The sequence below is a fragment of the Natronococcus sp. A-GB7 genome (genome assembly GCF_029688865.1).
Lineage (GTDB): Archaea > Halobacteriota > Halobacteria > Halobacteriales > Natrialbaceae > Natronococcus.
In genome coordinates, this window is record NZ_JARUKV010000019.1 from 46,506 (window position 1) to 59,975 (window position 13,470).

The 13,470-nt window shown below is 65.9% G+C and carries 12 protein-coding genes; 10 read left to right on the plus strand and 2 right to left on the minus strand.

Annotated features, from left to right (window positions below):
* The first annotated feature begins 112 nt into the window (after positions 1-112).
* The 6 genes from QA609_RS16670 to QA609_RS16695 all read left to right on the plus strand — a co-directional run bounded on the left by QA609_RS16670 (position 113) and on the right by QA609_RS16695 (position 5,639).
* Positions 113-613 carry a response regulator gene (locus QA609_RS16670; protein ID WP_278303737.1) on the plus strand — a complete coding sequence of 167 codons (501 nt, stop codon included), beginning with the start codon at positions 113-115 and terminating at the stop codon, positions 611-613.
* 71 nt (positions 614-684) lie between these two features.
* Positions 685-1,407, plus strand: coding sequence for an SDR family oxidoreductase (locus tag QA609_RS16675; protein WP_278303738.1), 723 nt, complete (start codon positions 685-687; stop codon positions 1,405-1,407).
* Between the two features lie 108 nt (positions 1,408-1,515).
* Positions 1,516-2,661, plus strand: a complete 1,146-nt coding sequence (locus QA609_RS16680; protein ID WP_278303739.1) for a branched-chain amino acid ABC transporter permease — start codon at positions 1,516-1,518, stop codon at positions 2,659-2,661.
* Positions 2,658-4,091 carry a branched-chain amino acid ABC transporter permease gene (locus QA609_RS16685; protein WP_278303740.1) on the plus strand — a complete coding sequence of 478 codons (1,434 nt, stop codon included), beginning with the start codon at positions 2,658-2,660 and terminating at the stop codon, positions 4,089-4,091. The genes QA609_RS16680 and QA609_RS16685 overlap by 4 nt, the downstream gene beginning before the upstream one ends.
* Complete coding sequence (locus QA609_RS16690; protein ID WP_278303741.1) at positions 4,084-4,935, plus strand: ABC transporter ATP-binding protein; 852 nt, start codon at positions 4,084-4,086, stop codon at positions 4,933-4,935. The genes QA609_RS16685 and QA609_RS16690 overlap by 8 nt, the downstream gene beginning before the upstream one ends.
* Positions 4,935-5,639, plus strand: a complete 705-nt coding sequence (locus QA609_RS16695; RefSeq protein WP_278303742.1) for an ABC transporter ATP-binding protein — start codon at positions 4,935-4,937, stop codon at positions 5,637-5,639. Before QA609_RS16690 ends, QA609_RS16695 begins: the two co-directional genes overlap by 1 nt.
* 80 nt (positions 5,640-5,719) lie before the next feature.
* On the opposite strand, the gene QA609_RS16700 is transcribed toward QA609_RS16695, so the two are convergent.
* Positions 5,720-6,976 (minus strand): ABC transporter substrate-binding protein, encoded by a 1,257-nt coding sequence (locus QA609_RS16700; RefSeq protein ID WP_278303743.1) that lies wholly within the window; start codon positions 6,974-6,976, stop codon positions 5,720-5,722.
* A 194-nt stretch (positions 6,977-7,170) separates the two neighbouring features.
* Positions 7,171-8,544, minus strand: a complete 1,374-nt coding sequence (locus tag QA609_RS16705; RefSeq protein ID WP_278303744.1) for a sodium-dependent transporter — start codon at positions 8,542-8,544, stop codon at positions 7,171-7,173.
* Positions 8,545-8,700: 156 nt separating this feature from the next.
* On the opposite strand from QA609_RS16705, the gene QA609_RS16710 reads away from it, so the two are divergent.
* From QA609_RS16710 to QA609_RS16725, 4 genes are all read left to right on the plus strand, one after another.
* Entirely contained in the window at positions 8,701-10,245 is a 1,545-nt protein-coding gene (locus tag QA609_RS16710; protein ID WP_278303788.1) for an acyl-CoA carboxylase subunit beta, read from the plus strand.
* Between the two features lies 1 nt (position 10,246).
* A complete protein-coding gene (locus QA609_RS16715; protein ID WP_278303745.1) occupies positions 10,247-10,570 on the plus strand; it encodes a hypothetical protein in 324 nt (107 codons plus the stop codon).
* Between the two features lie 206 nt (positions 10,571-10,776).
* Entirely contained in the window at positions 10,777-11,526 is a 750-nt protein-coding gene (locus QA609_RS16720) for a hypothetical protein (RefSeq protein ID WP_278303746.1), read from the plus strand.
* A 109-nt stretch (positions 11,527-11,635) separates the two neighbouring features.
* On the plus strand, positions 11,636-13,465 hold the full coding sequence (locus QA609_RS16725; protein ID WP_278303789.1) for an acetyl-CoA carboxylase biotin carboxylase subunit: 1,830 nt from the start codon (positions 11,636-11,638) through the stop codon (positions 13,463-13,465).
* Positions 13,466-13,470 lie beyond the last annotated feature (5 nt).

Below are 13,470 nucleotides of genomic sequence, written 5' to 3' on the forward strand. Positions count from 1 at the left end.
CACAGTTCGAACGATAATATTCCTGCGTCCCGTATTATTAAATTCACCAAGTACTATCGGCAAACAAGCTTATATAGGATCGGAATACATATAATTATCAGAGACAGAAACTATGGAAAGCAAGCAGTTCTCGACCCCGGACGCTTCGGCGCTGGGGCGATCGCAGTACGAGGCCGGGTCCGAAGACCGCGCCCGGGTGTTGCTGATCGAGAACGACCCGGAGGACGCGCGACGAGCCCGGGAGGCGTTCGAGACGGTCGCGACGGAGACCGAAATCGAGGTGGCGCCCGACGGCTCGGCCGCGCTCGAACTCCTGGGCGAGCGGGTCGAGGAGGCCGAGCGGATCCCGGATCTCGTCTTGCTGGCACTGGATCTGCCGGAGGTCGACGGGTTCGAGTTCCTCGAGACCGTTCGGGGTGACGAGAACCTCGTTCAGTTGCCGGTGTTGGTGCTGACGGACTCGAGTGCCTCCAGTGACGTCAACGACAGCTACGAGCGGGCCGCGAACGCCTACCTCGCGAAGCCGTCCGATCCCGACGAGTTCGAGACGGTCGCGGGTGCCATCGAGCGATTCTGGTTCCAGCGGGTTTCGCTTCCGCCACACGGATTCTGATCGCCGAGTCAGCGTTCGGCGGCGGTCGCTTCGCCCTGAGATTGATCTACGTGGCCCTCGAGGGGGATGGTATGAGCCCGCAAACGACGTTCGACGTGGAGTTTACCGATACCGTCGCGGTCGTCACCGGCGCGAGCGGCGCGCTCGGCAGCGCGGTCGTCGACCGCTTCCGAACCGCCGGCGCGACCGTCTGTGCCGTCGACGTCGTCGAACCCGACGACGAGGACAGCCTGCTCGAGCCAGACGATCGAACCGAGTTCTACGAGGCCGATCTCACCGATGAGAGCGAGGTTTCGGCCCTCGTCGAGGAGGTCGTCGACGATCACGGCCGGATCGATCACCTCTGTAACGTCGCCGGCACCTGGCGCGGCGGTCAGCCGATCGAGGAGACCGACCTCGAGGAGTTCGACCTCCTGATGGACGTCAACCTGAAGACGGCGTTTCTCGCCTCGAAGCACGCCCTCCCACACCTCCAGGAGACGGAGGGATCGATCGTCAACATTAGCGCCCGCTCGTCGCTCGAGGGTGGCGAGGGCGACGGCCCCTATCGGATCACGAAGGCCGGTATCCGACTGCTGACCGAAACGCTTGCCGCGGAGAACTCGGGCGTCGTCCGGGCGAACTGCGTGATGCCGAGCGTGATCGACACGCCGATGAACCGCGAGATGATGTCGGACGCCGACCACGACAAATGGGTCGATCCCGGGGAGATCGCGAACGTAATGGCGTTTCTCTGTAGCGACGGGGCCGCGGTGACCAGCGGCGCGGCCGTCCCGGTGTACGGCGAGGCGTAGCGGGGGTCGGCGGCGAGGGTCGGCGGGGTCGATTCGCTCGAGGGGCCGTGTTCATCGGTGACGAGTAGCGTGAACTATATACTCCGGGACGTAATCACTCAACGTGATATGGGTGTTGGTAACACAGGCAAGGGGGTTTCGGAGCTCGCCGACGAGGTGAGAGAGCGGCTCTCGTCGCCGTCCGGCCAGGAACTGTTCGCGTTGCTCATCGTCCTCGGTATCGTCGTTCTCGCACTCGATCTCGTCAGGCGACTCGCGACGGGCGAGATGGCGTTCGGACGGCTGTGGCGCTACACCTGGAACGGACTGGTCGACTCGCTGTACATCGCGCTGGCGGCGATCGGACTCTCGATGACCTACAGCATTCTCCGGTTCGCCAACTTCTCGCACGGCGACCTGGTGACGACGGGTGCGTTCTCGGGGTGGGCGGTGGCGTGGCTGATCGGCGGCTGGGGGGTCTACGGCGTCGGCGAACTCGTCCTGTTCAGTCCGACGGCTGCGGGACCGACGGGCGGTGAACTAGGGATGAGCGTGCTGGCCTCGCCGGTCGCGATCCTGGTCGGCCTCGTGGCGGCCGCGCTGTTGACCATCGGCGTCGCCTTAGCCATCGATCGGCTCGTCTACAGACGGATGCGCGACGCGAGCGGGATCTCGCTGCTCATCGCGAGCGTCGGCGTCGCCCTCGCGCTCCGGTACATCATCGGGGTGTTCTGGACCGTCGAGTCCCACTCGGCTACGGCGAGCGCGCCGATCCTCGAGGAAATCCCCGCGTGGTTGCCCTTCGAGCGACTCAACCTCCACGAGCTCACGCTCGTCGCGACGGCGGTCGGACTGATCGTCGGACTCCACCTCCTCCTCCAGTACACGAAACTGGGGAAGGCGATGCGCGCGATGGCCGACAACAAGGATCTCGCGTTGATCACCGGCATTCCGACCGAACGGGTGATCTTCGCGACCTGGTCGATCGGCGCCGGGTTGGCCGGTGTCGCGGGGTATCTCATCGTCCTCGACCGGGGCCAGTTCTCGATCAACATCGGCTGGTTCCTGCTACTGTTGATCTTCGCGGCGGTGATTCTGGGCGGGATCGGCTCGATCTACGGCGCGCTGGTCGGCTCGCTCGTGATCGGGCTGACGATCAACGTCTCGCTGGTGTGGATCCCGGCCGACCTGAACGAGATCGCGGCGTTTACGCTGATGATACTGATACTGATCGTCAAACCCGACGGACTGCTCGGAGGTGTTGAGACGGCATGAGCGGAGCCGATCCCGACGGCGACCCCGAAACCGAGACCGCGGAGGTACCCGGAGACGAGGAGCCGGACGACTCGGAGGAGCCGTCCGCCGTGATCCGTCCGGAGTGGCGTTCCGATCTCCTGTTGGTCGCGAAGGTCGTGCTCGCGACGTACGTCGGCTTCTTCGTCGTCGGCGTGCTCTCCGGTGCGGGCGTCAACGCGACGGTCGGCACGATCCAGTCGATCACCTTCTTCGGGGCGATCTTCGCGCTGGGCGCGCTGGCGCTGAACCTCCACTGGGGGTACACCGGGATGTTCAACATCGGCATCGCCGGCTTCATGGCCATCGGCGCCTACACGCTGTCGATCGCCGTCGCCTCGCCGGACGGCTCTCCGGCCGGCTTCGGGCTCCCGATCCCGGTCGGCATCGTGCTGGGAACGATCGCGGCCGGCCTCGCCGGACTCGTACTGGTGATCCCGACGCTGCGGGTTCGGGCGGACTACTTCGCGATCGTCACGCTCGGCTTCTCGGAGATCGTCCGACTCTCCGTGCAGTCACGGAGCCTCCGGGAGATCGGCGACACGGCGTACGGCACCGGCGGCGGGCAGGGGATCCGGGCGACGCCGGTCGACAGCGTCGTCGGCTGGCTGTTCGACCAGCCGATCGTCGGCGACGTCGGCGGCGTTCTCATCGTGCTCGGCGAGACCGTCGGCATCGCGTCGTCGGTTCTGGAGCGAGGGATCTACACGCTCGTCCTGATCCTGTTCGTGGTCGCGTTCTACGTCCTGTTGACCCGGATTGCCCACTCTCCGTTCGGCCGAGTGCTGAAGGCGATCCGCGAGGACGAACTCGCGGCAAAATCGCTGGGCAAGCGCACGGATCGTGCCAAGATCGCGGCGTTCGCCCTCGGCTGTGCGCTGATGGGCCTCGTCGGAACTCTGTGGATGGGCAGCCGGACCCACATCAGCCCGGACAACTTCATGCCGCTGATCACGTTCTACGTCTTCGTCGCGCTGATCGTCGGCGGCGCGGGTTCGAACACCGGCAGCGTCATCGGCGGGTTCGCCTTCGCCGCGTTCATCTTCGAGGGACCGCGGTTCGTTCGCACGATGGTCCGGGCGAACCTCGGAACCGATTTCCCGCGGACCGCCCACGGCGCGTTCGCCGAACTCGGTGCCGGCGATCCGTCGGCGCTGATCGGCTACGTGCTCTACCAGCAGGCCGACGAAGTCCGATACATCGTGCTCGGCGTCGTGCTCATCGTCCTGATGATCAAGCGCCCCGACGGACTGCTGGGCCACCGCAAGGAGATCGCCGCCGGCGTCGACCTGAGCCGGCGCGGTCCGGTGGCCGACGGCGGACGACCTGCCGTCGGAAGCGACGACCGTGCGGGTACGGAAAGCGAGACGGACGATCCGGCCGCGACGAACGGAGGTGACCGCGATGAGTGACCTCGAGCGAGGCCCCGACGCGGGAGCGGGCCGCAGCGAGGGCGACGCTGACGACCGGGCGGATCGCGCCGTCGAGGACGCGGTGCTGGAAGTCGAGGCCCTCGAGAAGCGCTTCGGCGGGATCGTCGCGGTCGATGGCGCGAGCTTCGCGGTCGAGCGGGGGTCGATCACCGGGCTGATCGGACCGAACGGGGCCGGTAAGTCGACGACGTTCAACTGTATCGCCGGCGTCCACCGACCCAACGGCGGACGAGTCGTGTTCGACGGCGAGGAGATCACCGGCGAGGAGCCCCACCAGGTCGCGAACCGCGGGCTGGTTCGAACGTTCCAGATCGCCCGCGAACTGCCGGAGATGACCGTCCTCGAGAACATGATGCTCGCGCCGAAGGGCCAGCGCGGCGAGTCGCTGTGGCGGTCCGTGTTGCCGTACTTCCGCGAGGAGGTGCTCGATCAGGAACGCGAGCTTCGCGAGCGGGCCTGGGAGACCCTCGAGTTCTTCGAGATCGACCACCTGGCCGAGGAGTACGCGAAGAACCTCTCGGGGGGTCAGCGGAAGCTGCTCGAGCTCGCGCGGGCCCTGCAGACGGATCCGGAGATGCTCATGCTCGACGAGCCGATGGCCGGGGTCAACCCGACCCTCGAGAAGAAGCTCCTCGAGCACGTTCACCAGCTTCGTGAGCAGGGGTACAGCTTCCTCATCGTCGAACACGACATGGACGTCATTATGAACAACTGCGAGCGCGTGATCGTCATGCACCAGGGTGCCGTCCTCGACGAGGGGGCGCCGGCGGAGATCAAATCGAACGAGCAGGTTATCGAGGCGTACCTCGGAGGTGAAGTCTGATGGCCATGCTCGACGTCACCGGGCTGGACGCCGGCTACGGCGACCTCCAGATCATCGACGACGTCGACCTCGCCGTCGGCGAGGGCGAGTACGTCACCATCGTCGGTCCCAACGGCGCCGGCAAGTCGACGGTGATGAAGTCCGTCTTCGGGCTGACGGTCCACATGGGCGGCTCGATCGAGTTCGCCGGCGAGGAGATCAGTGGCTACCGGCCCGAGGAGATCATCACGACCGGAATCGGCTACGTTCCCCAGAACGACAACGTCTTCCCGTCGCTGTCGGTGATCGAAAACCTCGAGATGGGCGCCTACATCCTCGACGAGGTCCCGCAGGATCGCCTCGAGCGGATCTTCGATCGGTTCCCGATCCTCGAGGAGCGACGGAGTCAGGCAGCCGGCGATCTAAGCGGGGGCCAGCGCCAGATGCTGGCGATGGGGCGAGCGCTGATGCTCGACCCCGACCTCCTGTTGCTCGACGAACCGAGCGCGGGGCTCGCGCCCGACCTCGTCGGCGAGATGTTCGATCGGATCGATCAGATCAACGCGGACGGCACCGGCGTCCTGCTGGTCGAACAGAACGCCAAGGAGGCGCTCAGGCGGTGCGATCGGGGGTACGTCCTGGTCCAGGGGCAAAACCGGTACGTCGACAGCGGCGAGGCGCTGCTTGCGAACGAACAGGTTCGTCAGGACTTCCTGGGCGGCTGATTCGGTTTCGGAACCGACTCGACCGACGGCCAGCTTACTCGAGTCGCATCCGCGGGACTCAAAAGAGATCGCCGTCCCGACTAGGCCTCGTACTCGACGGTCTCCTCGACGTCGTAGCCGTCCTCGTGGTAGCGACCGATCTCGTAGGTGACCGCCACTTGGTCGCCGTTGTCGTCGAACTCGACGGGTCCGGACGCGCCGCGGTACTGGATCTCGTCGCCGTTAGCCGCCATCTCGAGACCCTCGCCCAGGTTCTCGGGCGTGACCTCCTCGCCGTCGGGGTTGGCGACCTCGCGGACGTGTTCGGCGATGGCGGCGCCGTCGATCTCGCCCGCGGCGAGGGTCGCGAGGATGAGCACCGCCGTCGCGTCGTAGGCCTGGGCGTTGAACACGCTGGGCGAACTGTCGTACTCCTCCTCGTAGAGGTCGGTGAAGTGGTCCGCCCCGTCGCCGCCGGCGCCGGGTGCGGTGCCCATCACGTTCTCCATCGGGTTGTCGACCTGGCCGGGCAGGGACGAGTCGATGAGGCCGTCCGGCACGAGGATCGTCGTCCCGTCGTCGAAGTCGCTGTAGAAGTCCCGGAAGATGACCTGACCGCTCTCCGGGTAGCCGACGACCATCAGCAGGTCGGGCTCCTCCCCGACCGTGCTCTCGAGTTCGGAGTCGTAGGAGGCCTGCTCGGGCTCGAATGGCACCTCCTCGAGGACCTCGGCGCCGCGGTCCTCACAGCCCGCGACGAACACGTCGTTGAGCCCCTGGCCGTAGTCGTTGTTCAGGTACATCGTCGCGATCGACTCGGCGCCCTCCTGCTCGACGGCGATCTCGGCCATCGCGTCGCCCTGCCACTCGTCGCTGGGCGCGGTCCGTAGCAGGTAGTCGCCGGGCATGTCCGTGATGTCGGGCGAGGTGCTCGCCGGCGAGATCGCCACGACCTCGTTGTCGTACCAGACGTCCTCCGCGCAGGTGATCGTCACGTCCGAGGCGGCCGCACCCGTCACTGCCGGATACCCCGCGTCGAGCAGCGCCTCGGCGCGGCTGACCCCGACGTCGGGTGTCGTCTCCGTGTCCTCGCGCCGGATATCGATCTCGAAGTCGACGCCCTCGTCCGCGAGCTGGATCGCCGGCAGCTCGGCCGCGTCGGCGATCGGCGTCCCCAGATCGCCGAGGTCTCCGGACTCCGGCTGGAGGACGCCGACCATCGCGTCGGCGTCACCGTTGTCGTCGCCGTTCCCGTTGCCGTCTCCCGCGTCCAAGGCGTCCAGACAGCCCGCGAGCGAGAACGTTCCAGTTACACCGATCCCCCCCAGTACTTGCCGCCGGTTAGGTTCCCCTACCATGTGGTAAGTTGCCACGTTCCAATATAAAGAGTTTCTGTGAACGATAACACGTATTTTCTCGAGAAAGAAAGTCCACCGTCACTGATCGACAGGCGAGATGTCGAGGTGTCGACGCTCCGGCGGTCGTTCCGTCCGTACCGTGACCGGAACACCGACTCGAGGTCCGCGCCGTCAAAAAGTCCGACGACGACCGGTTAGAGGTTCGCGTCGATCCACTCGGCGAACGGCCCGGTGAGGAACTCGACGTAGTCGACGACGCCGAGGTACAGCGAGACGACGAGCACGAGGATGATCGGGACGCGGATCGCCCAGATCCACGCCTGACCGAGTCCGTCGAGCGGACCGATCCCCTTCTCGAGTTCGTCGATCGCCGCCTTCGGCGCGATCCAGCCGACGAGGATCGTCAGCATCAACGCGCCGAAGACCAGGAGGATGGCGTCGGCGAACAGGTCGAGCAGGTCGAGGAAGATCAGGTCGTACGTGACCGGCACCCCGAGCAGGTAGATGACCCCGCCCATGCCGAGGGCCGCCTGCCATCGTTCGATACCCTTCTCGTCGATTACGTAGGAGGTGACGACCTCGAGCAGCGAGATCGCACTCGAGAGCGCGGCGAGCGAGACCGTCGCGAAGAACAGCAGGCCGAGGAACTGTCCACCCGTAACCTCGGCGAACGCCTGGGTCAGCGCGACGAAGATCTCGCCGGCGCCGCCCTCTCCGGGGTCGGTCATGTCGCCGGCCCACATGATCGGGAAGACGACGAGTCCGGTGAGGAACGCGATTCCGGTGTCGAAACCGATGATCGTCACGCCGTCAGTCGCGAGGTTGCGGTCCTCGCCCAGGTAGGAGGCGTAGGTGATCATCACCCCCATCCCCAGCGAGAGCGTAAAGAAGGCCTGCCCGGCCGCGGCCGGCAGGAGTTCCGCCCAGTTGTCGGCGATGACGCCGAACTCGGGCGAGAGGTAGTAGGCGTAGCCGCCGCCGGATTCGGGCAGGGTAAACGCCCACGCCGCGAGCCCGAGCAACAGGAGGATGATCGCCGGAACCATCACCTTCACCGCGAGTTCGATCCCCTGCCGAATGCCGAGTGCGACGATGCCGACGGTCAGCGCCATGAACACCGTGTGGAGGACGAACGCGTCGAGCCCCGTCGAGAGTGCCCCGAACATGATCTCGGGGTCGCCCTCGTAGGCGGCGATACGACTGGCGTAGCTTCCTCGAAAGCCCTCGAGGGTGTAGCGAATGAACCAGCCGGCGACGACGCTGTAGTACGAGAGAATAACGAACCCGGTGACGATGAAGATCCCGCCGATATACGTCCATATCCCGCCGCCGTACTCCTTTAGCGCCCCGACGGGGTTGCGCTTGGTCTTCCGACCGACGACGAACTCGGCCAGAATTGCCGGAAAGCCGACCAGTGCAATAAACAGGAGGTAAACCAGCAAGAATGCCGCACCACCACCTTCACCCGTGACGAACGGAAATCGCCAGATATTGCCCAATCCTACCGCGCTCCCAACTGCGGCGAGGATGAACCCTGTCCTCGTGGCCCATGTTTCACGTTGAACCATATCTCCGTGTTTAAAAGGCGGCTATATATAACTTTTTGTGGGCGTCCTCGCGGCGGGGTTGACGTTCCCGATAATTGTGGCAGGTTACGGAATTCTTTTCCTGTTGGTCATCACACATCGCCGTATGAGTCCCACGGCGGTGATCTCGGCATGACGATGGAGGATCGCATCGAGGAGCTCGAGGAATTCCGGGAAGAAGCACGAATGGGCGGCGGTGAGGACCGAATCGAGAAACAACACGACAAGGGGAAGATGACCGCCCGCGAGCGGATCGACTACTTCCTCGACGAGGGCACCTTCACGGAGTTCGACCAGCTTCGGACCCACCAGACCAGCCAGTTCGGGATGGAAGAGAAGAAGATCCCGGGCGACGGCGTCGTCACGGGCTACGGCGAGGTCAACGGTCGGACTGTCTTCGTCTTCGCTCACGACTTCACCGTCTTCGGCGGCTCGCTGGGCGAGGTCTTCGCCGAGAAGATCTGCAAGGTGATGGACATGGCGATGGAGGTCGGCGCACCCATCGTCGGGCTCAACGACTCCGCCGGCGCGCGCATCCAGGAGGGTGTCAAGAGCCTCGCGGGCTTTACCGAGATCTTCCGGCGCAACCAGCGTGCGAGCGGCGTCGTTCCCCAGATCTCGGGGATCATGGGCCCCTGCGCGGGCGGCGCGGTCTACTCCCCGTCCATCACCGACTTCATCTTCATGGTGAAGGACACGAGCCACATGTACATCACCGGGCCCGGCGTCACCAAGACCGTCACCGGCGAGGACGTCACCCACGAGGAGCTCGGCGGGGCGATGACCCACGCCGACAAGACCGGGGTCGCCGAGTTCGCCTGCGAGAACGAGGAGCAGGCCCTGGACGACATCAAGCGCCTGCTCTCCTATCTTCCCCAGAACAACGTCGAGGATCCGCCGCGGGTCGACCCCTGGGACGACCCGGATCGGCGTGATGACGCCCTCACCTCGATCGTTCCCGACAGTCCACAGAAGCCCTACGACATGACCAGCGTCATCGACTCGGTGGTCGACGAGGGCTCGTTCTTCGAGGTCGCCGAGAACTTCGCGAAGAACATCGTCGTCGGCTTCGGTCGCCTCGACGGTCGCTCCGTCGGCCTCGTGGCGAACCAGCCACGGGTCAACGCTGGCACCCTGACCGTCGACGCCTCGATGAAGGGATCGCGGTTCGTCCGCTTCTGTGACGCGTTCAACATCCCGATCGTCACCTTCGTCGACGTCCCCGGCTACATGCCCGGCACCGACCAGGAACACCGCGGAATCATCCGCCACGGCGCGAAGCTACTCTACGCCTACTCCGAGGCGTCGGTGCCGCTGCTGACGGTCATTACCCGCAAGGCCTACGGTGGGGCCTACTGCGTCATGGCTTCCAAAAATCTCGGCGCCGACGTCAACTACGCCTGGCCGACCGCCGAGATCGCCGTCATGGGCCCCCAGGGCGCGGTCAACATCCTCTACCGCAAGGAGCTCGCCGAGGCCGAGAACCCCGACGAGCTCCGGGACGAGCTCATCGAGGAGTACCGCGAGGAGTTCGCCAACCCCTACACGGCGACGGACAAGGGCTTCCTCGACGACGTCATCCTCCCGACCGAGACGCGCCCGCGGCTGATCGACGACCTCGAGATGCTCGAGACGAAACGCGAGGACAACCCCGACAAGAAACACGGCAACATCCCGCTCTGAGATGACCGCACAGCACCAGTCGAACGCCGGCTCCGACACCGACGCCGTCGATCCGCTCGGCGGGCTCCCGGAGGGCGTCGACATTGAGCTCCCCGACGACGCCGACAGCGAGGAGGCCGCGGCCATCGTCGCCGCTATCGGCGCCCACCTCCACGACCAGGCGCTCGCCGCGGCGGCCGCCGCTGCCGACGAGGAGGCAACCTGGCAGGACCGTCGCTGGGCGTTCGCCGGTCGCGTGCGCGCTCAGCAGCAACGTGACGTCCGCGTGCCGCTCGACGCGCCGACCGATCCCTGGTCTGCCGCCGGGCGAACCGACCGGTTCTGAACGGGGCTCGAGTCGACGATCACTCGCTTTCCGCACGCTTGTTCCAAAGCGACGCAACCGGGTCCCCGCGGAGCCCACTTCTTGCCGATAGGAATATATTCCCAACCCGAGACATATCTCATTATATTGATGTCTGTCGTTCGAACCCGACTCTCAGGGCACACCGGATCGGTGCAGCGAGACGAGGCGAACCGAACCGGCATCGAATGAGGCGACGATCCGTACTGCTCGGGATCGCGCTCATCGCGTCGACCGCGGGCTGTGGCAGGCTCGTCGGCGACGCCGAGGAGGACGACGGCGACCGCGAGCTGGCACCCGGCCTCACCGAGTCGGGCGTGACGGATTCGAACCTGCTACTCAACGAACACCACAGCCAGCTCGAGGATCGGTCCTACCGGGCGGAACTCGAGCGAACGGCCGTCGACGACGGGACGGTCGTCGGATCGGAAGACGTCTCGCAGGTCGTCGCGCCCGGTGGCTCGCCGGCCCGCGAGCGCACGGTTCTGGAGGACGAAACCGGGACAGTCGAGTACGACCAGTGGATCGAGCCAGAGACGCCGCTCGTCCGACACGACGAGTCCGGCACCGTCAACTACGATATCGGCGGCCGCCATTCGGTCGATCCGTCGCCGCCGATCCCGCTGGACGACGCCTACGACGCCGTCGACTCGGTCGCGGTCGAGGAGCGCTCGAGCGAGCGGTACGTCCTCGAGGGCGTTGCCGACTCCCTCGGAAGCTACGAGTCGGTGTCGTTCACGCTTGTTCTCGCCGAAGACGGCTATCTCGAGGCGTACGCGCTCGAGGGTATCCTGCCGGACGACGAGGAATCGGTCCTCGCGACGGATCGGACGACCGTCGAGGAAGCGTTCTCTCTGGAGCCGACCGATACCGGACCCGAGGAGCCGCCGTGGCTCGAGGAGACTCACGAGGAGATTGCCGCCGAACACGACGACTGACGGCGCGTACGGCTGCTTCGGTCGAAAGCTGTCAACCGAAAGGAGTTCTCAGGTTGACCGATTCGTTGCGAAAAAGTAAGGTAGGCGCCCCGTGACGGTTCTGACAGAAATGTTCAGGAAGGTTCTCGTCGCGAACCGTGGGGAGATCGCCGTTCGGGTGATGCGGGCCTGCGAGGAGTTGAACGTCGGAACCGTCGCCGTCTACTCGGAGGCCGATAAGGACTCGGGACACGTCCGCTACGCCGACGAGGCGTACAACGTCGGCCCGGCCCGCGCGGCCGACTCCTATCTCGATCACGAGGCCGTCATCGAGGCCGCGCGCAAGGCCGACGCCGACGCGATCCACCCCGGCTACGGCTTCCTCGCCGAGAACGCCGAGTTCGCCGCGAAGGTCGAGGAAGCCGAGGGGATCACCTGGGTCGGCCCCTCGAGTTCGGCGATGGAGTCGCTGGGCGAGAAGACCAAGGCCCGGAAGATCATGAGCGAGGCCGACGTCCCGATCGTTCCCGGGACGACCGACCCCGTCACCGACCCCGAGGAGGTCGAGGCGTTCGGCGAGGAACACGGCTACCCGATCGCCATCAAGGCCGAGGGTGGCGGCGGCGGCCGCGGGATGAAGGTCGTCTGGGACGAAAGCGAGGTCGAGGACCAACTCGAGAGCGCAAAGCGGGAGGGCGAGGCGTACTTCGACAACGACTCGGTCTACCTCGAGCGCTACCTCGAGAACCCGCGTCACATCGAGGTCCAGATCCTCGCCGACGGCGAGGGTAACGTCCGCCACCTCGGCGAGCGGGACTGCTCGCTCCAGCGCCGCCACCAGAAGGTCATCGAGGAAGGACCGTCCGCGGCGCTGACCGACGAACTCCGCGAGAAGATCGGCGAGGCCGCCCGCCGCGGCGTCTCCGCCGCCGACTACACCAACGCCGGCACCGTCGAGTTCCTCGTCGAGGAGGACCTCGGCCGGGACGGCCTGCTGGGGCCGGACGCGAACTTCTACTTCCTCGAGGTCAACACCCGGATCCAGGTCGAACACACCGTCACCGAGGAGATCACGGGGATCGACATCGTCAAGCGCCAGATCAGGATCGCGGCGGGCCAGACGGTCGACTTCGACCAGGACGACGTCGAGATCGACGGTCACGCCATCGAGTTCCGCATCAACGCCGAGAACGCGGCCAACGACTTCGCGCCCGCGACGGGCGGCGAACTGACGACCTACGACCCGCCGGGCGGGATCGGCGTTCGGATGGACGACGCGCTCAAGCAGGGCGACAAGCTCGTCACCGACTACGACTCGATGATCGCGAAGCTGGTCGTCTGGGGCGCCGACCGCGAGGAGTGTCTCGAGCGCTCGCTGCGGGCCCTGCGGGAGTACGAGATCGAGGGGATCCCGACGATCATCCCGTTCCACCGGCTGATGCTCTCCGACGAGCGCTTCGTCGAGAGCACTCACACGACGAAATACCTCGACGAGGAACTCGACGAGAGCCGGATCGAGGAGGCCCAGGCCCAGTGGGGCTCCGAGAGCGCCGCCGCGGGCGACGACGAGGAGGCCGTCGAACGGGAGTTCACCGTCGAGGTCAACGGGAAACGCTTCCAGGTCAACCTCGAGGAACACGGCGCGCCGGCGATTCCGGCGGGTAACGGCGGCGGCCAGACCCAGGCCGGCGGGCCGCCCGAGCCGGCCGGCGGCGCCAGCGAGGCCGAGACCGAGATCGACGCCGACGGCGAGACCGTCGACGCCGAGATGCAGGGGACGATCCTCGGCGTCGAGGTCGAGGTCGGTGACGAGGTCGAGGCCGGCGACGTGCTGGTCGTCCTCGAGGCGATGAAGATGGAAAACGACATCGTCGCCTCTCGGGGCGGCACCGTCTCCCAGATCGCCGTCGAAGAGGGCGAGAGCGTCGACATGGGCGACACGTTGGTCGTCCTCGAGTAGGCGTC